This window comes from Providencia sp. 2023EL-00965 (assembly GCF_033550225.1).
Classification (GTDB): domain Bacteria; phylum Pseudomonadota; class Gammaproteobacteria; order Enterobacterales; family Enterobacteriaceae; genus Providencia; species Providencia manganoxydans.
The window spans coordinates 385,755-408,097 of sequence record NZ_JAWUEH010000002.1; the positions used below are offsets into that span (position 1 = coordinate 385,755).

Annotated in this window: 21 protein-coding genes and 1 pseudogene; 15 read left to right on the plus strand and 7 right to left on the minus strand. The window is 36.6% G+C overall.

Annotated elements, in window-relative coordinates:
- Positions 1-22 precede the first annotated feature (22 nt).
- On the plus strand, positions 23-397 hold the full coding sequence (locus SC428_RS04715; RefSeq protein ID WP_070929719.1) for an ATP-binding protein: 375 nt from the start codon (positions 23-25) through the stop codon (positions 395-397).
- A 44-nt stretch (positions 398-441) separates the two neighbouring features.
- Here SC428_RS04715 and tpx read toward each other — a convergent pair whose 3' ends face one another.
- Positions 442-945 carry a thiol peroxidase gene (gene tpx, locus SC428_RS04720; RefSeq protein WP_070929718.1) on the minus strand — a complete coding sequence of 168 codons (504 nt, stop codon included), beginning with the start codon at positions 943-945 and terminating at the stop codon, positions 442-444.
- 704 nt (positions 946-1,649) lie between these two features.
- Here tpx and SC428_RS04725 point away from each other — a divergent pair.
- Positions 1,650-3,272: a peptide ABC transporter substrate-binding protein gene (locus tag SC428_RS04725; protein ID WP_318706101.1), complete on the plus strand. Its 1,623-nt coding sequence runs from the start codon at positions 1,650-1,652 to the stop codon at positions 3,270-3,272.
- Positions 3,273-3,650: 378 nt separating this feature from the next.
- Positions 3,651-4,634, plus strand: coding sequence for a zinc transporter ZntB (gene zntB, locus SC428_RS04730; protein ID WP_140179154.1), 984 nt, complete (start codon positions 3,651-3,653; stop codon positions 4,632-4,634).
- Positions 4,635-4,972: 338 nt separating this feature from the next.
- Here the strand turns inward: zntB and ttcA are convergent, their stop codons facing one another.
- The 3 genes from ttcA to SC428_RS04745 all read right to left on the minus strand — a co-directional run bounded on the left by ttcA (position 4,973) and on the right by SC428_RS04745 (position 7,483).
- Positions 4,973-5,887: a tRNA 2-thiocytidine(32) synthetase TtcA gene (ttcA, locus tag SC428_RS04735; RefSeq protein ID WP_070929715.1), complete on the minus strand. Its 915-nt coding sequence runs from the start codon at positions 5,885-5,887 to the stop codon at positions 4,973-4,975.
- A 268-nt stretch (positions 5,888-6,155) separates the two neighbouring features.
- Positions 6,156-6,404 carry a helix-turn-helix domain-containing protein gene (locus tag SC428_RS04740; RefSeq protein ID WP_070929714.1) on the minus strand — a complete coding sequence of 83 codons (249 nt, stop codon included), beginning with the start codon at positions 6,402-6,404 and terminating at the stop codon, positions 6,156-6,158.
- A 374-nt stretch (positions 6,405-6,778) separates the two neighbouring features.
- On the minus strand, positions 6,779-7,483 hold the full coding sequence (locus SC428_RS04745) for an aspartate/glutamate racemase family protein (protein WP_318706105.1): 705 nt from the start codon (positions 7,481-7,483) through the stop codon (positions 6,779-6,781).
- A gap of 221 nt (positions 7,484-7,704) precedes the next feature.
- On the opposite strand from SC428_RS04745, the gene SC428_RS04750 reads away from it, so the two are divergent.
- Positions 7,705-8,046 carry an MliC family protein gene (locus SC428_RS04750; protein ID WP_272579726.1) on the plus strand — a complete coding sequence of 114 codons (342 nt, stop codon included), beginning with the start codon at positions 7,705-7,707 and terminating at the stop codon, positions 8,044-8,046.
- A gap of 92 nt (positions 8,047-8,138) precedes the next feature.
- On the opposite strand, the gene SC428_RS04755 is transcribed toward SC428_RS04750, so the two are convergent.
- Positions 8,139-11,432, minus strand: a complete 3,294-nt coding sequence (locus tag SC428_RS04755; protein WP_318706108.1) for a M66 family metalloprotease — start codon at positions 11,430-11,432, stop codon at positions 8,139-8,141.
- A gap of 464 nt (positions 11,433-11,896) precedes the next feature.
- Here SC428_RS04755 and SC428_RS04760 point away from each other — a divergent pair, with 464 nt between their 5' ends.
- From SC428_RS04760 to SC428_RS04805, 10 genes and pseudogenes are all read left to right on the plus strand, one after another.
- On the plus strand, positions 11,897-12,820 hold the full coding sequence (locus SC428_RS04760) for a substrate-binding domain-containing protein (RefSeq protein WP_139158716.1): 924 nt from the start codon (positions 11,897-11,899) through the stop codon (positions 12,818-12,820).
- Between the two features lie 76 nt (positions 12,821-12,896).
- Positions 12,897-14,453: a sugar ABC transporter ATP-binding protein gene (locus tag SC428_RS04765; protein ID WP_318706111.1), complete on the plus strand. Its 1,557-nt coding sequence runs from the start codon at positions 12,897-12,899 to the stop codon at positions 14,451-14,453.
- Positions 14,454-14,464: 11 nt separating this feature from the next.
- Positions 14,465-15,480 (plus strand): annotated as a pseudogene (locus SC428_RS04770) (ABC transporter permease).
- A 400-nt stretch (positions 15,481-15,880) separates the two neighbouring features.
- Complete coding sequence (gene sra / locus SC428_RS04775) at positions 15,881-16,105, plus strand: stationary-phase-induced ribosome-associated protein (protein WP_070929707.1); 225 nt, start codon at positions 15,881-15,883, stop codon at positions 16,103-16,105.
- Positions 16,106-16,416: 311 nt separating this feature from the next.
- Complete coding sequence (locus tag SC428_RS04780) at positions 16,417-17,196, plus strand: YaeF family permuted papain-like enzyme (protein WP_140179165.1); 780 nt, start codon at positions 16,417-16,419, stop codon at positions 17,194-17,196.
- A gap of 362 nt (positions 17,197-17,558) precedes the next feature.
- The gene (locus tag SC428_RS04785) at positions 17,559-18,467 is read left to right on the plus strand and encodes a Gfo/Idh/MocA family protein (protein WP_272579731.1); all 909 of its coding nucleotides are present in this window, start codon (positions 17,559-17,561) and stop codon (positions 18,465-18,467) included.
- A 19-nt stretch (positions 18,468-18,486) separates the two neighbouring features.
- Positions 18,487-18,924, plus strand: a complete 438-nt coding sequence (locus SC428_RS04790; RefSeq protein WP_318706115.1) for a glyoxalase — start codon at positions 18,487-18,489, stop codon at positions 18,922-18,924.
- 112 nt (positions 18,925-19,036) lie between these two features.
- The gene (locus tag SC428_RS04795) at positions 19,037-19,465 is read left to right on the plus strand and encodes a universal stress protein (protein ID WP_070929703.1); all 429 of its coding nucleotides are present in this window, start codon (positions 19,037-19,039) and stop codon (positions 19,463-19,465) included.
- A 180-nt stretch (positions 19,466-19,645) separates the two neighbouring features.
- Entirely contained in the window at positions 19,646-19,984 is a 339-nt protein-coding gene (locus SC428_RS04800; RefSeq protein ID WP_070929702.1) for a hypothetical protein, read from the plus strand.
- A 118-nt stretch (positions 19,985-20,102) separates the two neighbouring features.
- Positions 20,103-20,540 carry a universal stress protein gene (locus tag SC428_RS04805; protein ID WP_070929701.1) on the plus strand — a complete coding sequence of 146 codons (438 nt, stop codon included), beginning with the start codon at positions 20,103-20,105 and terminating at the stop codon, positions 20,538-20,540.
- 89 nt (positions 20,541-20,629) lie between these two features.
- On the opposite strand, the gene SC428_RS04810 is transcribed toward SC428_RS04805, so the two are convergent.
- Positions 20,630-20,923: a DUF5339 family protein gene (locus SC428_RS04810; protein ID WP_070929700.1), complete on the minus strand. Its 294-nt coding sequence runs from the start codon at positions 20,921-20,923 to the stop codon at positions 20,630-20,632.
- 255 nt (positions 20,924-21,178) lie between these two features.
- Here SC428_RS04810 and SC428_RS04815 point away from each other — a divergent pair, with 255 nt between their 5' ends.
- Positions 21,179-21,586, plus strand: coding sequence for a hypothetical protein (locus tag SC428_RS04815; RefSeq protein WP_070929699.1), 408 nt, complete (start codon positions 21,179-21,181; stop codon positions 21,584-21,586).
- A gap of 2 nt (positions 21,587-21,588) precedes the next feature.
- Here the strand turns inward: SC428_RS04815 and SC428_RS04820 are convergent, their stop codons facing one another.
- Positions 21,589-22,218: a TetR/AcrR family transcriptional regulator gene (locus tag SC428_RS04820; protein ID WP_070929698.1), complete on the minus strand. Its 630-nt coding sequence runs from the start codon at positions 22,216-22,218 to the stop codon at positions 21,589-21,591.
- Positions 22,219-22,343 lie beyond the last annotated feature (125 nt).

Sequence of the window (22,343 nt, forward strand, 5' to 3'; positions counted from 1 at the left end):
TAAGAGCCTGCAAGGAGTTGCTATGGATCAATTCGCTCTTAACTTTATTGTTACGACTAAACTGCGCAATTATCTCAACCAGCGCCACTATAAAAATGATATGTTTGAGGTTGCGGCTTCAGCTGCTGAGCTCTATTTAATGAATCGAGCAGCAGCCCGTTATCTGGAAAAGCGTCATCGCTTTACTTGGGAAGCGTTAGTTAAAAATGGTAATAAACCGAGAGATCTGATTATCGATATTCTTACCTCATCTTGCCCTGTTGATAAAGAACAGGCGATGAAGATCCTCAGTTGTTGCTCCCACTCGTTGGTAAACATGATGGGTGATAATAAACTATTCGCGAATGTTGTTAACGCAAAACATCATAAAACATTAAATTGGCTTTATGTTGACTAAAGCCATCAATAAGCAGCCAGTATAAAACTGGCTGCTCAGCTAAATTACTTCAGTGCAGCAAGTGCTTTGTCGTAATCAGGCTCTTCAGTGATTTCAGGAACTAACTGGCTGTAAATCACGTTGTCATTTTCATCTAATACCACGACTGAACGCGCCGTTAGACCTTTCAATGGGCCGCTGGTTAATGCTACTCCGTAGTTATGAGCAAACTCAGGGTTACGGAAAGTAGATAGCGTGACAACATTATCTAAACCTTCGGCACCGCAGAAGCGCGCTTGTGCAAAAGGTAAATCTGCTGAAATGCAAAGAACAACTGTGTTGCTTAAGTCATTAGCCAATTGGTTAAATTTACGAACTGATGCAGCGCAAACACCGGTATCAACACTAGGGAAAATATTCAGCACTTTACGCTTACCTTTGTAGCTATCAAGTGTTGCTTCAGAAAGATCTTTAGCAACTAAGGTAAATGCTTTTGCTTGCTGTCCTGCTTGTAAAAATACACCGTCAACAGAGACGTCATTACCTTTTAATTTTACTGATTGTGACATAATTTATGTTCTCCCATTAGTGAGTCAACGTGCAAGTTATTAGACTAACATCAATTCGCAATGAGTTGCGATAAAACTCATCATTTATATTAGTTTAAACCCCACATAGCGATTTTTGACCAGTTTGGATATTAAATCCTATTGATATGTGCCATTTGGCTTTATCGGTTTTTATTATACCTTAGTTAGCGCTTGATGATGCATGAGAAAGTGCAAATGATAAGGTAATATGTATTCTATCATTTGATTAATATTTTCTAATAATGAATAAAGAAAACTATTCATTAGTTAAAGGGATCTAGCTAACTTGATATGATGTGAATAAATGCAAATTAGATAATATAAACCTGCAAGTGATATTAATATGCAGATTAATCGATACTGTATGGATTTTTGGTCAATGAACGAATATGATGCCTATAACTCGTTATACTTCAAGTTGCAGCAACTTGTGTTGAGTATGTGACTAATATCAATTCACATTGTTTACATACTTAAATATGCTCCTAACGACTCATTCACTTGTCGCCTAACTGCACCTCGAATTATATAGAGTATAAAAAGCTCTAGGTATGACGTACGATCTAAAGCTTCCGGCTGAGGTATTTTATTGTTTAAAATATCTTTATCATGGTTGAGTTTATTTTTGTCTCGGTGACGAAATACTTAGCTGATTCTTTTGCTAATAAGACAGAATTCCAAAAATGCATAAATGCTCACTTTCATCTTTAGCGATTATTTTCACAGCGATATTTACCGCGGCTCCGGCTATCTCTGCGGTGATCCCAGCCGGTACTGTACTTGCAAAAAATCAAGAAGTTACACGTCATCTAAAAGATGAACCTGCATCATTAGACCCAATTAAATCAGTTGGTTTAACTGAAGCTCAGGTAATGCGTGACTTGTTTGAAGGTTTAGTTAATCAAGATAACCATGGTCGCCCAATACCTGGAGTTGCCCAAAGTTGGAGCACCACAGATAACAAAACATGGCTTTTCAAACTACGTCCTGATGTACGTTGGTCAAATGGTGAACCAGTTACAGCCGAGGATTTTGTATACAGTTGGCGTCGGTTAGTTAAACCTGAAAATACATCGCCGTTTGCTTGGTTTGGCGCGTTAGCAGGGATCAATAACGCACAACAAATTATCGATGGCAAGCTTCCCGCAGAACAACTTGGTGTTGAAGCCCTTGACAAACATACCCTTAAAGTTGTGTTAGACAAACCCGTTCCTTATTTCCCTTCTTTAACGGCTAACTTTAGCTTATTTCCGGTACATGCAAAGACAATTGAAAAGTACGGTGCAGATTGGATTAAGGTGGGCAATTTAGTTGGAAATGGTGCATTTAGCCTTTCTGATAGGGTAGTGAATGAAAAAATTGTATTAACACCAAATCCGTATTATTGGGATCATGCAAATACGGTGATCACTAAAGTGACATTTGTGCCGATTAACCAAGAGTCACATGCGACGAATCGTTATTTAGCGGGTGATTTGGATATCACAGAATCCTTCCCGAAACAGCGTTATCAAAAGTTACTTGCTGATATTCCAAATGAGGTTTTCACGCCAGATCAGCTGGGAACCTATTATTATGCATTTAATACACAAAGAGCACCCACTAACGATGTACGTGTGCGCAAAGCGCTATCTATGGCAATTGATCGTCAACTCATTGCTAAAAAAGTATTAGGCACAGGTGAGAAACCTGCCAATCACTTTACCCCTGATGTCACTGATGGCTTTAAGCCACAAAAAGGAATTTATGAAAGTTACACCCAGAAAGAGCTAGATGAGCAGGCTAAAGTACTATTACAAGCAGCAGGATATGGCCCTCATAAACCATTAGAATTGGTACTGTTATATAATAGCTCGGAAAATCATCAAAAAATTGCTATTGCTGTTGCTTCAATGTGGAAGAAAAAACTTGGTGTTGAGGTCAAATTAGTTAATCAGGAATGGAAAACGTATATTGACAGCCGTAATACCGGTAATTTTGATGTGATCAGAGCATCATGGATTGGTGATTTTAATGAGCCATCAACATTTTTATCACTGTTGACTTCACAACATAATGGCAATATTCCAAAATTTAATAGTAAACGCTACGATGAAGTGATTGCGTCAGCGAGTATTGAAACGAATGCAGACTTACGAAATCGTTATTATAACCAAGCTGAGGCGATTATTGCGCAAGAAGCACCAATCGCACCTATCTACCAATATACCAATGCACGATTAATTAAACCGTGGCTAAAAGGTTATCCAATTGAAAACCCAGAAGATGTTGCTTATAGCCATAGTTTTTATATTACAGCACATTGATTAACATTCTGGTTTATATATTCCAGAGAACTTGAAGAGGCAGGTAGGCGAAAAGTGAAGGTCACCGCGCTGCAACGGAAGATAAGTCTATATTTAATCGGCTACTGTCATTTCATCACGAAAAAGCTCCTTCTGCTGGAGAGTCAGAAGGAGGACCAAAAAAGGAATAAACACTACCTGAGTGATACTAATGCAATCGCATGTTAATTTATTGTTCGTTTGTGGCAAATTGCGTATGGCTATTTAACGAAAATGGCGATGACGTTATTTGAAAGCGGGTAGTGCACAATTCTTAATATACCGTTGTTTTCTTGATATTACTGTTATATTCCCTCTATGCTATAGCTAATACATATTTTTATGGAAGGAGACAGCAGCATGGCGCTGATCTATGGTTCATTATTTCAGAGCTCTAGCCCTGTACATGCATTTCAGTTAAATGGAGATGGTGGTTTTTTTCCTCTCGATGTGAATGCAAGTGCAACACAACAAAATCCATTTTGGTTACATTATGATTATAAAAATCGGGATAGTGAGAAATGGATCGAAGGCTCAGAATTATTTAATGAACAGGTCAAATCTGCACTTTGTGGCCATGCAGGGCGTTGGCGCATCTTAAGAGTTGGTGATGGTGTTTTATTAACCTTGCAAACACTAAATACCAATGTTGGCCAAAGGCCTGAACAGTTAGTTGCATTCAGGGTATTTATTAATGGGCGTATAATCATCTCAAGTCGTCACAGAAAAGTGAATTCACTGGATACAGTGATAACCGATTTGCAAGAAGGTGTTGGCGCTGAAAGCACAGGTGATTGGCTGGTAGCGGTCGCAGATGCGATCACTGATGAAATCAGCGATTTTACGGATACATTACATGAACGTTTGATTGAAATGGAAGACTTCATTTTAAACGGTGAAATCCCTGAGCGTGGTGAGTTGGCACTATTGCGCAAACAAATCATTGTGATCCGTCGTTATATGGCACCGCAGAGGGATATGCTGGCGCGTATGACAACAGAAAAATTATTGTGGCTTGATGAAACAGACCGAAGGCGTTTACAGGAGATTTCTGATCGTTTAGGGCGCTGTATTGAAGATTTAGACGGCTTTGTATCTCGAACGGCCATTATGTCTGATGAAATTACCAATATGATGACTGAGATGATGAATCGTCGTATTTATACCATGTCATTACTCGCTATGATTTTCTTGCCAACTACATTTTTGACTGGGTTGTTTGGGGTCAATTTAGGGGGGATCCCCGGTAATGAGTTCCGATTTGCTTTCAGTGTATTTTGTTTTTTACTTGCTGCGCTCATTGGTACGGTTTTCTGGTGGTTGAGACGTAGCCGTTGGCTTTAAAAATAAGTTATTACGACTAACCTTATCTCTTTTGAGGTAAATCAATAAAAAGCACGTCGTTTTAAGGCACTATTAGTTCCGCAGGTGAATGCAACGTTGAGCGATGAACGTTGTGCTCCATAATTGTAGTTTTTCTCATATTGAGTTCTTATACAGAATAATTGACCACTGTAATGCCGATGTATATATCACATCGGCTTTTTTTTGCATTCAAAATAGACTCATTAGACTTCAAGTTGCAGCGCTTTGGGCTCAGGTATGGTGAGCGATAGTTACGTGTCGCCTAGCCGTCTTTACAAGTCATTTTCAGTATATGCCACCAGAAGGTGGCAATAAAATTATTTCACTTCGATGATATCTAAACGCGCAGCCATAAATTCAGGTCTGTCATCTTCATCAATTTCAACCTGTGTAGGGATATCTTCACGATCAAAGGCAAGGTCGCCACCATTAATCACTTCACCGCCGTGAGATACATTTTTAAAATCGAACAGTTCAGTATCGCATAAGTGTGATGGTACAACATTTTGTGTCGCTCTAAACATCGTTTCGATACGTCCAGGGTAGCGCTTATCCCAATCGCGCAGTAAATCTTTGATCACCTGACGTTGCAAGTTAGGTTGTGAACCACAAAGGTTACAAGGGATAATCGGGAACGCTTTTGCTTGTGAATAACGCTCAATATCTTTTTCGCGACAATAAGCAAGAGGGCGGATAACAATATGTTTGCCATCATCACTCATTAGTTTTGGTGGCATACCTTTTAATTTCCCGCCATAAAACATATTTAGGAATAAGGTTTGCAATATATCATCGCGGTGATGGCCTAATGCGATTTTTGTTGCACCAAGTTCAGTGGCAGTGCGATATAAAATCCCTCTGCGTAGGCGAGAGCACAATGAACAAGTGGTTTTTCCTTCAGGAATTTTTTCTTTGACAATCCCATAGGTGTTTTCTTCAACTATTTTATACTCAACACCCAGTTTATCGAGATACTCAGGAAGAATATGTTCAGGAAAACCAGGCTGTTTTTGATCTAAATTGACGGCAATCAGAGAGAAAGAGATAGGCGCACTTTTTTGCAAACTTTGTAGGATAGAAAGTAGAGTATAGCTATCTTTACCGCCAGACAAGCAGACCATAATGCGATCGCCGTCTTCGATCATGTTGAAATCGGCAATAGCTTGCCCTACATCGCGGCGTAATCTTTTTTGTAACTTATTAAAGTTATATTGTTCTTTCTGTGCGTTCATTTTCTACTGTTCTATACCGTTGCTGATAAATAAATTAACTGATGATAAATTGTCCTGAAGGCGCCTATACTCATGGTAACTCTCAGAGCGACTAAGTTAAAGCGCACAAATTTACGGCAAAATACCAAAAAGGAACTCATGATAACAGAAGGAAGGTGCCTTTTGATACGGTTAACGGTGGAAGGCGCATTATTTTTAGTTAGAAACATGCATCGAGGTTGGTAGAGCTAAATGTTTATGTGGAACACACTGATGCTAGCGAATTTACTCAGATCCAAATATCTTTTTTAGGATTTTCAAATGCTTCTAATAAATAGATGATATCGACATCAAGGAGACTAGCAATAATCACTAAGTGTTCCACATAAATTGAAAGAGTACCTGATTCGTATTGAATATAATTACTTTCAGGTATTTTTAATGCAGCAGCCATAGCCGTTGTCGAAATATTCCGAGAAGTACGTAACTGCTTAATATATTTACCTAAAGAAACACCTCTAGATTTTGATGATTTCATGAGTATTTATTCCAAGTATAGAATGTAATAACTATTATCAGATATAAAACAAGTAATTCAATAGTCATTTTCTGGTAAATAGGGTTAATAAAATTGAAATTTAATATCTAAGAAATTTAATCTTTATTAAATAATAAAAAAAAAGATAAGTTAACTTAAAAAATATCAAATTTAGATATTTACAGATATTAAAACTAGAGGGTTTACATAAATTTTCTCTTCCATATTTTAATTGTAAGTAAATATACTCACATAAAGAAGATCTCAATTGGATGTTGATGATAGTGGAATCTAATGAGCTATATTTATTATATTTAGCCCATGTCACTGTGTAATAAAAGAATTTTATGAGTTATATAAAAAGGTTTATAAACTCATCTCTGTTTTTTGTTTAAGGCTATATCAACAGCTTTACTTGCATGTAGTGCTGTTGTATCAAATAGTGGTACAGAGGTATCAGATTGACCAACAAGAAGAGTAATTTCAGTGCATCCAAGGATAATCCCTTCAGCACCTTGCTCCACCAATGATGCCATAATTCTTTGATATTGTTTTTTAGAATGATTATTAATTTTCCCTAAACACAGTTCTTGATAAATAATATCATGAATGATCTTCCTATCCTCATCTGAAGGTGTGAGGACAGATAAATTATATTTTTCCTGAAGGCGGTTTTTATAGAAAGATTGCTCCATTGTGAAAGCAGTACCTAGTAAGCCAATTGTTTTTATTCCAGCAGCAACAATATGTTCACCAGTGGCATCTGCAATGTGCAGTAACGGGATATTAGTATTATTCTCGATTTGCTCGGCAACTTTGTGCATGGTGTTGGTGCAAAGGACGATAAAATCAGCACCTGCTTGCTCTATATTTTTACCAACCTGTGCAAGTAATTGTCCGGCAAGTTGCCATTGTCCCGCTGCTTGTAAATGTTCAATTTCGGCAAAATCCACGCTATAAAGTACAATCTTAGCAGAGTGAAGACCTCCGAGCTGTTGCTTAACACCTTCATTAAGTTGTTTGTAATAAAGTAGTGTAGATTCCCAACTCATTCCCCCAATTAAGCCGATTGTTTTCATGTATGTTCCTTAATTATGATCCCGTTGTACAAGGGAAAGCATTGTTTGAATAAGTCATTAATCAGTTCAGAAGTAAGTGTAACTACTTATCAATGACTCAAGACATAAAATGATTATACAAAAAAGGTCTATTTAAGGAAGAATATTATGATACTAAGTGCTATCTTTACTATGATACTTATGTTGAATTTTAATTAAACCAATTTATTCAAGGAGCAAGTATGCGTAAAGTTATTTCGGTTGCTACGTTAGCGCTGATATCCGCACTCACAGCATCTTCAGCTTATGCCGCAAAAACGGATACTTATAACTGTGAAGGCCAGAAAATAAAAGTCTCTTTCCCAGATGAAAACACGGCAGCTATGTTATACAGCGATGAGTTAATTGTGCTTAAAAGTGTTCCTTCCGCCAGTGGTGCCCGTTATGTGGGCGAAAATATGCAGATCTGGGCACGAGGAAAAAATGAATTTAATCTAGCCACTATTGCTGAAGACGATGTGGTCAATAACCGCGTTTCTGATGATAAAGGCCGTACGTGCACATTGGTTAAGTCATCGAACTAATGCGTATATTCGCATGGCAAACAATTATGTTTGAACAATAGCGAAATGAAATTTTACAGTTACCCCTAGTGAATACTAGGGGTAAGAAAAAATTACTGCGTGATACCATTTATTGTGGTTGTGAGCTCTTCGTTATCCAGTTGTATCTCTTGAGTTAAAATAGATTTTCCTTTAATGAATAATTCTGCTTTTATTGGGGACAGCTTACGTTCAATATTAATATGAAATTTATTCATTTTATTATTAACCGCCCTAGATTGATTAAGTTTATAATCATTAATTTGCCCATTGGCGAGTGTTATGCGTAAAAATGCGCCTTGTTGGTTTTCTGCATCTGGATGATAAACCATTCCATACGAGCCTTCTAATGCGGGGGCAATAAAATGTTGTAGTTGATTTTCAGGGTCATAATATCCAATTAGGGTAACGACAGGAATACCTTGTTTATATGGTTTTTTGCTATGAATGACCTTTGATAATTGCTCCCATGATTGCCCATTAGATTTAAAGTATAATTTTTCACCATGTTTAATATTTATTTTATCACTATTAATATGAATTTTCATGTTATAGTCGGATTCTCTAAAGACCTCGATAATATTACCTTTATTTTTCTCTGTGGCATCAGGGATATAAATATTAGGTGTATAATGGCTATTATAGCTATGAATTTTTAAATAATCGTTTTTATTAAAAAAATAATTTAGATCATTTTGTTCAATATTGGTTCCGTTCTTAATCTTAATACTCAATTTTGCAATATTTAGGCTAAGTTCATAGTCTTCCATTTTCTGCGTTTTAGGATCCCATTTTTTATAACCGGTTGGCGAATCTTGATTAAATTCAATATGATTTTCAAAATATTGTTGAATTGATTGCATTGTAGCGGGTGTATAAAGGGTAAATGCATTAATAGATGGGTCATAAGGTTTTCCACCTGACATCGCATCTTTAGACATGGTGTGTTTTTTATAGGGATGAGCCGTGGGTTGATTGGTTGTGTTTCTATCGTCTAGATAGACTAATTCATTTTTTTTCTCTTTTTCAAAATTGGGAATAAAAATATTCTTATCAGCATCCCATCCCCATGTTGAGTTTTTATGATTAGCATGTGCATGTACGCCACCATGAAATCCTTTATGGTAGTGTCCGATTTGAAAATTATGACCTAATTCATGGCTAAATTCGTTTCCAGTGGACTCATAAAGTGTCGCTTTACCCGATCCACCTGACCAGCCATGTACTTGAACACCATTGTTATAGTTACCAATAGCATTGTGAATCGTTATTTGCGGCGTAGGTAAATAACTATTTTCATTCGGTGCTGAGGAATTGATACCATAATTCGCTAAGTTAATACCATCAGAGATGAGATCTTTAGCAATCTGTTCTCGCATATCACCACTGTGTCCTCCACCGCTATCAGCGGATTTTTGTGTATAGCGGGTACCATTTGGTAAAACAACTTCATTGAGTTGAACAGGTTTATATTTAGTCACTATTAATCGACTGGTGGGGAGTTGCTGTAAAAGTTGGCGGTGTAATTCAGGATCATCTTGGAATCTGAGTTTATCTCGATAGGGTGTTAACATACCAATATCAATAGTATGCAGTAATAAAGAGGACGGTGCTCCAACTTTAATTGTAGGTAATGAGCCTTGCTTATTTTTATAGTGAAAGCTCAATTTTATTTCTGGTTTAATATGACTTTTAGGAATAATGGTAGACCAACCATTTTCAATATATTGTATTTCTTCTTCAGTAGAAATTAATGCTTCATCTTCAATTGTGCGCCAAAAACCAAATTTATCCGAGACGAACAGTTTACTTTGGTTAGTTTTTATCGTGATTTTTTTATCACCATAATAAATATCACTATTATAACTGGCAGAAGATGAAAAGTAGATTTTCTTATTAGCAAATTTAGGGTTTGTATCTAGGATAAAGGTTGAGGCCCAATTCCCATCAGAAGTGGATATAGATATACTATCATTTATGGAAATTATTTTATTTAAGTGCTCTGTACTCTTAGAAATTTTCTGAATTTGTTCATTATTGTCTATTTTTATATCAAATGAATCAGGTTTTGAATAGTCAGTAGGGTCTTTATATCTATTATTTGCTATTGACCATACTCCATTGTTATCGCTGACCAATAATTGCTCCTCACCAGTAGAAACTCTGATTTTATTATCGTCATAAGTGATATCGCTATGAAAGGAAGCTTGTGATGAAAAGAGTATTTTTTTGTTTGCATATTTTTTTTCATTGGGGAAGTGAAAGTTTTTTGCCCAATATCCATCTCCAGTTGAAATTTTTATTAAATTATTTTTATTCAGAATTTCATGAAAATACTCTGTGTTTTTAGAATATTTGTTAATTTTATCATTAGTATCAAGCTTTATATCAAAAGAGGTAGGAATTTTATTTTGTGAATAATGGTTTAATGCATGTTTATAATGCTGAGATAAACGAGCATCTTCACGAGTATGCCAATTACCGTCTGCATCACTTACTATAACAATTGACCGATCATTAGCCATTTTGATGAGTTTATTATTGTATTTTATTTTAGCATCAACATTATTCTTAATATTAAAAATGATTTTTTTATTTGGATGCTTAGCTAAAGAATCAAATGATAGAAAAAATGGTGAGCTTGTTTCATGTATGTTTAAGTTTATTGTTGTGTTTTGAGTTAAGAACTGATTTAAATAAGATGGATCTTTAGATATTTGATTAACTAGATCAGGTGAGTTAATATCAGCATCAAAAATAGTTGGTATAAAAAAATCGTCTGGTGTTAGTTCAATAAAATCACTCTTATTGTTAGGTAATCTCGGTAGCTCTGATGGGGGAGCTAATTTAGCGGAGTATATCTCTTCATCATCTTTATTAAGTATTTTTAGCTCTAAATTTCCATTATTTTCAATTTTTATATGTGGCTTAAAAATGACTAGTGTTTTACGATCAGCAACAAGATGAGGATGCTGATCATCATCTATATGGTAAGCTGCTGGAATAATACTACTTTGAGCATAGAATACATTTCCTTTAAGCTCTCCTTGAATATCGCTTGGGAACTCACTGGTATTAAAATAAAATAACTTTCCAATTTCTTTTTTATATTCTAGCATCAATGCACTGTAGTGTTTGTTTTCCTTATCAGTATTTTTACTTAAATTTTGGTTATTTAATAATAAATCTAATGTTTTGAGCACGGTGTGATGCTCCAGCAAATATTGCCATATTTCATTCAGCTGACCATTATTTATTCTATCATTTTGCAAATTTATAAGTGATTGTGAATGACTATTATCAACAACAGTTGAAGGCAGAATACTTGATTGCTGGTTTTGGCAAATACAAACTGTACAAACTAACATATAATTCCTTTTTATTTATTAGCTCTGGCTATTTAATCAATCCAATTGACTTGTCGATATACTATAGAAAAATAAAAAAATAATAAGTAAATTATTTAAGAGTCATTCTTAATTTATTAATGTAATTGTAACTATTGCTATATCAACTCGTTCTAGAAATCAATTCGTTCAGAAATAAAATGAAAATTTCAATCATCATTAAAATTGAAAGTATGAAGTAAATTTTTATCGTCAATCATCTCCTATGGTTCGCTCCCTCAGAGAAAATCGTGACCCATCTAACACTTTTTAAGCACTTTCTCGCTGTTTTCGTTATCAGCTCAACAAAAATAAAATTTTCATATAACAAAAATTGGAATATATGTTTCATTGTTGTATATCTATGTTATCGCCTTGTTAACGGATGGCGAAAATCTACACAACACACATCTATAATCAGTGGGAAGGGCAAAATGAAGAAAATCATGAAATTAACCGCGCTGGTTGCTGTTCTTGGGCTAACGACGCAGGCGATGGCAAAAAATGAACAGATCGTTTTTAGTCCACCAACATTGGCGAGCCCATTTGAAGTTCATATGCAAAAATCTGCGGTAAAAACAGCCAAAGAGCTTGATGTTAATATTCAAGTTTTAGACGGCCAAGGCAGTTCACCGAAACAAGTCGCCGATATTGAGAATGCGATTACACGTGGTGCTCAAGGTTTTATTGTTTCACCAAATGATGTTAATGCTATTGCTGATGCGGTAGTTGAAATTCAAAACGCGGGTCTTCCTGTCGTGACACTTGATAGAACGATCAATGCACAAAAACCAGTCCCACACTTCGGTGCCAATAATTACAAAGGCGGTTATGCCATTGCTGAATATGTTAAACAGCAATTTCCTGATGGAGCGGATCTTATTTTAATTACGGGTCAGCCTGGTTCATCCTCAAATATTGAACGTACTAAAGGTATTCGAGATAGCTTAAAAGAAGGTGGTACTAAATACCGTTTAGTTGCTGATCAAAATGGTAACTGGATGCGAGCGGAAGGGATGCGTATCACTGAAAGTTTACTACCTTCATTACCTAAAAAACCCGACGTGATCTTATCTGCTAACGATGATATGGCATTAGGGGCAATTGAGGCATTGAGTGCGCAAGGCTTTAAACCAGGAGAAGTACTCGTTACTGGTTTTGATGCAGGTCCTGAAGCGCTAGGCCGAATTAAAGAAGGTTGGATGGCGGTGACTGCCGATCAACGAGCAGGTTATGCGGTGAAAATGGCGATGGGACAACTAGTGGATAATATCCGCGATAAAAAAGAAATTACAGGCGCTGATTACGCCCCGACCATTATCAGTAAAGACAACCTAGACCAAGCAGAACGTATCGGTGAATTGAAATAATTTCAGGGGCTAAAGAGGGAGCAGATGGTTATCCCTCTTTAGCAGTAAATCCCTGATTTCCTGAAAAGGAGTTTTTATGTCAGAGCCACTACTTAAAATTACCAATTTAGCGAAAAGCTTTTCAGGAATTTGGGCATTGAGCCAAGCTCAAATGACCGTGATGCCAGGGGAAGTACACGCTTTATTAGGAGAAAATGGGGCAGGTAAATCAACGTTTTTAAAGGCTTTAGCGGGTGCTCAACCACAAACTAGCGGTGATATTTGGTTTAATGGCGAAATACTCTCATTAACAGATTCTCCTGTTGTTCGCCAGCAAAAAGGGATCATCACGATTTACCAAGAATTTAATTTACTGCCCAATATGACAGTTGCTGAAAATATGTTTTTGGGGCGAGAGGCGCTAAAAATGCGCTGGATGGTGAATGAAAAAGTACTTAATCAAGAAGCAAAAGTCATTCTTGATTATTTGCAGCTAGCCATTTCACCCACCACGCAAGTCGCACGTTTAAGCGTTGCACAGCAGCAAATGATAGAAATTGCGAGAGCATTAACACTGAATGCTAAATTAATTGTGATGGATGAACCCTCAGCGGCATTAAGTGATGTTGAGGTAGAAAGCTTACATCGTGTCGTCAGAGAATTAAAACATCGAGGTGTTAGCGTTATTTATGTCACTCACCGTTTACATGAAGTTTTTCAAATTTGTGACAAGTTTACGGTATTCCAAGATGGGCGATATACAGGCTCAGGGAATGTTGCTGACACATCAGTACAAGAGATTATTCGTATGATGGTGGGTCGTAATGTTATTTTTGAACGACGTCCTGCGAGCGAAACCTATCATCGAGACAAACCTATTCGCTTGTCCGTTAAGCATTTATATAAAGAAAAACCTCCTCTCGACCCGCATGGTATTGCATTACATGACATTAACTTTGATGTTCATGAAGGGGAAATTTTAGGTATTGCTGGGTTAATGGGGGCAGGGAGAACAGAAGTTGCTCGTTGCTTATTTGGTGCTGACAAATATACATCAGGAGAGTTTACCCTTGATGGGCAACCTTACCAGCCAACAACGCCTATGCATGCGTTAGATAAAGGGATTGCCTTAGTTCCTGAAGATCGCAAAAAAGAAGGTGCAGCTTTAGGGTTATCGATTCGTTATAACTTGTCCTTATCAGGTTTATCCCAGTTATTAAAAATGGGTTGGATGGTTGATACCAATAAAGAAAATGCATTAATAGAAAGTTATAAACAAGCCTTACAAATTAAAATGGCAAGTAGTGAACAAGAAGTGCGTAAATTGTCAGGCGGGAATCAACAAAAAGTGATCCTTGCTCGTTGTATGGCGATGTCCCCGAAGGTATTGATTGTTGATGAACCTACACGAGGTATTGATGTAGGTACTAAATCTGAAGTGCATCAGGTTATTTTTGAAATGGCTAAGAAAGGGGTGGCCGTGATCGTTATTTCCTCTGATTTGCCTGAAGTGATGGCGATTTCAGATCGGATCATTACTTTAAGTGAAGGGCGGATGACAGGCGAAATTTTAGGTGATGATGCGACAGAGGAAAAATTAATGATGATGATGGCAATTTGTCATCAAAACTCCATGATTGAAACTGCCGTATAAGAGAGGTTTATATGTTACAACAATCTTCTACGGCGGTTAGCCGTAATAAAATTGATTTTATTGCATTTTTTGAACGTTTTGGCGTGCTAATTTTTATGGTGTTATTGGTATTATTTTTCCAAACACAAAATAGTAATTTTCTGACAGAACGCAATGTGACTAATATTCTAACTGAAGTGTCTATTTACGGCATTATGGCTGTTGGCATGACATTAGTTATCTTAACTGCGGGGATCGATTTATCGGTTGGTTCAATACTTGCTGTTAGTGCGATGACGGCGGCCTTTATTATTAAGGGGGACAATTTAGTTGGCTTAGATGCTAATGCGTGGGGGGGAATGAGCTGGCTAGTTGGTTTAGTCATTTGTTTAGCGGTTGGAACCGTTATTGGTTTCTTACAAGGACTAGGTATCACTCGCTTGAATATACCGCCGTTCATTGTGACGTTAGGCGGTATGACAATTTGGCGCGGTTTAACATTAGTGATTAATGATGGTGCGCCTATTTCTGGATTTGATGCAGGCTATCGCTGGTGGGGACGTGGAGAATTACTGGGTATTTCTGTACCGATTTGGATCTTTGCTATTGTTGCATTGATTGGTTATTTGGCTCTGCATAAAAGCCGCTGGGGACGTTTTGTGTATGCCGTAGGCAGCAATCAAGAAGCTGCTAGACTAGCAGGGGTTAATGTCAAACGTGTATTAGTCAGCGTTTATGTTGTGATTGGTTGTTTAGCGGGATTGGCAGGATTTGTATTGAGTGCACGTTTAGGAAGTGCTGAAGCCGTTGCAGGTATGACATTGAGCTACGTGTGATCGCATCTGTGGTTATTGGCGGAACCTCATTAATGGGAGGATATGGCCGTATTGGGGGAACGATTATTGGCTCAATTATTATGGGTATATTAATTAATGGTTTAGTCTTAATGAATGTTTCAGCTTATTATCAGCAAATAATTACAGGTTTAATTATTATTTTAGCAGTTGCATTTGATACTTATGCTAAAAACCGTCGTGGTGCACATTAAAATAGTGAGCTTTTTGTATCAACACCTTTTCATTTATATATGAAAAGGTGTTTTTTAATATAATATACTCGTGATACTTCAAGTTGTAGGGCTTTTTGTTTAAGATGTAAGTGACTACGTGATACACATTGATTCACCGTGTTTAACTATACTCCTCGTCTATTTTCGCTTGTCGCCTACCCGCAACTCGAATTATTTAGAGTATATATACTTTCAATTATAACTATTTTTATGGTTTTATGCGGTGGCTAATTTGGTTGTTTAATTATTTTTTATTACTGCTATACTATTAGCGTTATTTCTTTATATAAAAAGAAAATAACCCATGTAGTCACACTGGCTATATTTTTGATGTTCAATATATTGTTGAATTAAAATACTTAGTTTAGGAGTCGATAAAATGGTAAGTAATAATGCAGCACGTCGCTTGTTAGGCATGCCTTATAAATTGAGCCGTTCTAAGAAAAATTTGCGTGTATCAATTGTCACCAAAGAGAATGCCACTTCAAATTTACCCGACGATTTACAAAATAAATCGGTCGTTGCTGCACTAAAAAATACAGCGACAGAGAAAAAAACATATCATTCAACAACAGTCTTTTATCCTGAATATGTTGTTAGCTAATTGAATGTATGTTTACCCTCTAGCATGTATGGCTAGAGGGTATATATTGAAATTTGTATTTATTAATATCTCCAAACGGTTTAATTTCATTAAAAATAAATTTTATTATTTTATCTACATTAAAAAACTTTTTTGATGAGAGTTCCCTCCTGATCGTAACTAGTATGTCGTTGCTAAATTGTGATTGCAGTAACTAGTGCCTTTGTTGAAAATCAAGCACAATATTGAGACCTTTCTGATGAAAGAAGAATGGCTAACTTGGTTACAGTGCTTAGTATATAAAGATAAAAATTGGGTAGGGATCCCTGTTAATGAATTACAAATGTTTGATTTTATGTTTGTGTCTACTGGTTATTAGCGGTTGTTCTACGGGTTTCAAAAAAGATGAAGAAACTAATAGGTTAAAATTTAGTATCCAACAAGCAAACACGATACCGATTAAAGAATCCGTTGAGGTATTAGCAGTTTCAGATATGTTACCTGGAGATATTTTATTATCATCGGCAACAGGGTTGAACTCATGGGGGATCCGCTTATTCAGTATCAGTGGGGTTAGTCATGCCTCAATCTATTTAGGTGCTGGAGAGGTTGCGGAATCTGTCGGCAGTGGGGTAAGGATCATTTCCCTCGATCAAGCGATTTCAGATTCTAATAATATGGTGGTATTACGTCAATCAGGTTTGACATCGATGCATGCGAATAAATTACGCGAATTTTCTGTGCAAAATGATGGTGGTAAGTATAACTATAAAGGTATCGTCATGATCGCCCCTTGGATGCTGACTAAGCGTGTTTGCGAATTACCCTTAATTGGCCAAACGATACGTAATTTTTGTTTGAAAACACTAGCAAGCGTACAACTAGGTAATGATGTTGACCAAGCAAATGGTTTCTTTTGTTCGCAGTTTGTTTTAGATGCTTATAAATATGCAGGTATGCCATTATTTGAAGGCAATTCGGCTTGGATCACGCCAGCAGATATTCTACATATGCGAACTGATGATGTACCTACATTTATGCCTACCCATCGATTGAGTTACGTAGGACACTTGAAATCATGGAGTTTTGCGAGTGCTATTCGTAAAAAATAACAGTTTTATCAATTAATTGTAGTTAAAAATAAAAAAAAGGCCAACTCAAAGTGGTTGGCCTGCTAAAACTGGAAGCAATGTGAGCAATGTCGTTAACAAAAACTTGAGTAATTTACTCAGGTATTCGTTAAGTAAAAGATAACCATTCTCATTTAATAAATCAACCCTTTTTTGTCAGTTAATGAAAATTTTAATCGAATATGTACATTCTTAAAAATAATATCTATAAATTCAGTTAGTTGAGTGATGTTCTGATTTTGTGCTAGGATAAAATCTGACTGCGGGTACCCGGGTTTCAAAATAGCAGCATAGGTATATTTACTAGTATTTTTCTGAATTCAGCATATAGGAGCCACTCTTTGATGGGAAAATTACGAATTGGTATTGTGGGTCTAGGTTCGATCGCTCAGAAAGCTTACCTTCCAGTCTTAAGTAAAACCGATAGTTGGCAATTGATTGGGGCTTTTTCCCCTAACCAAATCAAAGCAAAGGTGGTATGTGATAATTACCGTATTCCTTTATATTCAGATATTAAGCAATTAGCCTCACAATGTGATGCCGTCTTTGTACATACCAGTACGTCGAGTCATTTTGAGGTGATCCACACTCTGTTATCAGCAGGGGTTCATGTGTATGTTGATAAGCCACTCGCAGAAACACTGACTCAATCAGAGCAACTTATTAATTTCGCAAAAAAACAAAAATTGTTTTTGATGGTTGGTTTTAACCGCCGTTTTGCACCTTTTTATCAATCGCTTAAACAAAATCTGGGTCAGGTGGCATCATTGCGAATGGAAAAACATCGTAGCAATAGTGTCGGGCCAAATGATGTGCGTTTTACATTATTGGATGATTATTTGCATGTAGTTGATACTGCGATTTGGTTAGCCGGTCATCAAGCGACAATTCAAAGTGGCAGTATTATTGCTACCGAAAAACAGCAGTTATTTTATGCAGAGCATCATTTACTCGTTAATGGTTGTTGGGTGACAACGTCAATGCATCGTCGAGCTGGAAGTCAGCAAGAACAAGTTACCGCAACGTGTGATGGCGGGATCTATCAAGTGACTAATATGAACCATTGGTTGAGTGAGGATCAATCAGGCATAAAACAAATACAGCCATCTAGCTGGGATTCTATTTTAGTGCAAAGAGGGTTTGATGGCGCAATCCGTCATTTTATTGAAGCGGTGAGTCATCAAACAGAACCTGAAATTAGTGGCGAACAAGCCATTTATGCACAACAATTAATTGAAAAATTTTTGGCATAAAATAAATAAGGTAGGCAATATGTTTAATCCTGCTCAAGACTCAGAAGTGTTATTTGTTGCCGGTTTTGGTCCTATAACACGTGACTCATTGGCGAGTCGTCATTTTTATCAGGCTGCGCTTGGGTTACCTTTACAAGAGATGGAAGGGAATAGTGATTACTTAACTTGTGAAGAAGAGCAGCTAGGTGGCATTAATCATTTTGCCTTATGGCCGCTTGAGCAGGTAGCACAATCTTGTTTTGGACAAGAACACTGGCCAAAAGAGCATATTATTCCTCAAAGTTGGATTGAATTTGAAGTCGCAAGTTTATCTAAAGCCACGCAAAATTTTATCGATCACGGTTATTCTTTACTGATTAACCAGAAAATAGAACCTTGGGGGCAAACTGTTACTCGTTTATTGAGTCCTGAAGGAATGTTGGTGGGTCTGACGATTACGCCTTGGTTAAGAGAGTAAACATAAATTTATTGTGAGAGATCTCATTTATTTAGTTGTTGACGAGATATTTTTACATAACGGTATATAATTCTTCTGTTAACTTAAATTCTATTTTTTATCAGGAGGGGATATGTATAAAACAATTCTGGTTCCTATAGATTTAACTGAAGATGAACTTACCAGCAAAGCGGTTCGTCATGCAGTTAATTTAGCTAAACAATCAGGGGCAAAGCTGCATTTAATTCATGTACTGCCGATTTCTTCTGCAATTATTAATGCTTATGCGCTGGGATATATGGAAATCAAAGATCGCGCAACCGTGAAGGCAGAAGAAGATATGAAAATGTTAGTGGATTCAATCGACTTGCCACTGTCTGATGTAAACTACACAATCACATTTGGCTCACCTCGTGATGAAGTGATTAATACTGCAAAAGATATCAATGCAGATATTATTGTGATTGGCTCACGTCGTCCAAATATTACTACCCATCTTTTAGGTTCAACGGCAGCGGGTATTGTCCGTTACGCTGAAACATCCGTTTTAGTTGTGCGTTAAGGATCGAAGTAAACCTATCTGTATTCAGGTAGGTTTTTAGGTACCCATTCAGCACATTTAAAATCAATATAAATCAATCTTTTTACGACTGTTTGTCTTTTATTTTACCCCATTTAAGCTATTGAATGTTATAGTTCAGCATACTGAATTTTATTGCATAAAAGGAAAACGAGCTTATTTATGGAGAAGTTCTCAAAAGAAGTGATCCGCATTGAGCACTTTATATTAAGGGTACTGCGTTTTTATTGTTTATCTTTATTGGTCTTTTTTCTTGGGCTATTGCCAGGCATTATTGGTTTTTATTTTATTGAAGGTCATTCACTCATGGAGTCGATGCTCAATGCATTATCTATGTTAAGTGGCCAAGAAATAGAACCTGCACCAATAACACAAGGCGGACGTTTTTTTATCGCCATTTATGGCTTATTTTTGCAGAGTGTATTCATCATTAGTATTGGTCTAATTGTGACTCCATTTATCCATCGTATTCTGCATAAATGGCATTTAGAGGAAGATTAGTATTTTGATGAAATTGTGAACTAGCTTTAACAAATCATCATTTAGCTCACGGCAGTTTGATTTTATTGAAGCTATACTTTACAGGATAAGCACGCTTACATGTTAATGAGGGTATCATATGTATAATAAAATTTTGGTTCCTGTCGATATTTCTGAAGATGTTCTGACGGATAAAGCGTTAAAACATGCTATTTATTTGGCTAAAGCATCAGGAGCAAAAATACATCTTTTTCACTCTGTACCCGATGTGTCCCGGTTTTCGATGAGTTATAGCTACCATTATGATCTGCTGTCTTCTTTTGCGAAAAAAGCACTTGAACGTTCAGAAGAACAGCTAAAAGAGATTATTGCGAAGATTGATTACCCACATGAAGATATTAGCTTCAAAGTTGTGTTTGGCTCGCCACGAGATAAAGTTTTATCTGAAGCGGAAGAAATTGGTGCAGATCTTATTGTTATTGGTTCTCGCAATCCAAGTATTACGACCCATTTATTAGGCTCAAATGCTTCGGGTATTGTTTCGTATGCGAAAATTTCAGTGTTAGTTGTTAGATAATAATATGCAGATAAGGTCAGTTTATCACTGACCTTACTTTTAGGATTGTGTATTAAGTTAGAATTAGATGAGAGTTATAGAATTAAGGGTTATTTCCCTTCAACCGCTTCTTTTGCTTTTTGGATAGCTTGAATGCCTTGTTCGCATGCTTGTTCTTGTGCATCTTCTGGATAATCAGCTAATGCTTTTTTAGCATCAGCTAATTGTTGTTTCATTTCTGCGATGCGTTCTTTAGCATCGGGCTCGCTTTTATATTGCTCTTCAGCTTGTTTCACAAGCGCATTCATTTCTTGAAAATAAGTATCACAGTTTTTTCCTGCATTTGCGCCAAATGCAGTTAATGTAACTATTATCCCTAAAACGGCCGGTAGTAATTTTTTCATAATTTATTCGCTTTTTTGACGTAACAATAATGCGAGAATAGCATTCCATATTAAAAAAGACATCATCCTCAGTAAGCATATTTTCTTCAGTGCTGTTTTTTTCTACATATTAGGATTTATCTGTTCGTTTTATCTTCTTTTTACAACACAGACAAATAGCACGAAATGTTTAAATATAAATGAGAATCATTATTGACCATGCTATAGATTAAAGTGTACAGTTAAGTACACTTTTGGTTGTGAGGAGATAGAGTGATGCCGAATAAAACTATTATTAATACAGTGGAATGGCCTGTTTGTGTGATAAATACGTTTCCTGAAACAATGGATGAAACACGTTTATGGCTAGAGGAAATGGACTTGCTACTTGCAAGAAGACTACAATTTGCGTTGATTTACCCTCCTGTACAAAAGCCAAAAGGCAAACCAACTACAGAACATATGGAAGCGATGAAATATGTTCGCCGCTGGTTAAAACATGCGAGGGAGCCAATGATAGAGCATTGCCGAGCAATGGTTGTAACATTACAACCTAACGGCAGCGATAAAGCAGAGATGGAAGAAATGGCGCCATTACTTTCTAATTTATATGGACCCGAAGTTATTATTGAAAGTGATATTACCGCAGCAAAACAACGAGCAACAGAATTAATCGCTAAATAAATTTAGCGACTAATTTTGCGAATGTAGCTGGCGATGATATCAACGGAAAGCGAAATTTGCTGAGTTATAAATTCATCACTAGGTTGGAAATCAGCAACACAGAAAGTGGTAATAAACACATCTGCTTTTAGCATTTCCAAGAAGCGTGATGAAATACTGAGCAGTATTTTTTCATTAACTTTTACTTCAGGTAACTCAAGAAGTTTTTCTGTTAATAATCGATAGCTACGCACGGGGCCTTGTTCAAAAAAGGCCTGACTGATTTCAGGAAAACGATTATATTCGCCAAGGATCAAACGGTATAAACCAATGGATTGTGGTTTAATCACATTCAGCAAAAACCTTGCACCATAAAAAGATAATACAGACTCGATGGTCTGAGGTGCAGGTGGTGTGGTTTCATAGTCACTGAATATATCATCAATCATTGTTTCGATAACGGCGGCAAATAATCCCTCTTTATCGCCAAAATTTTTATATAAAGTAGAACGCGATCCCCCCGCACGCTCAATAATCATATCCAGCGTTGTTCCTTCAAACCCATGTTGAATAAAAATCTCAGAGGCCGCAGAAATTAATGCTTTATTACGGCGTTGTCCTTTGGGGGTCTTGGCTGGAAATGGGGTATTCATGCAATATTATTCCTAGCATTATGATTTATTTAATGATTAATCCTAACTCGTGATTATCATGAAAGATAAGGTCGATAATGATTAATCATACTTAACCTGAAAGAGATCATGATTCAGGCTATTAT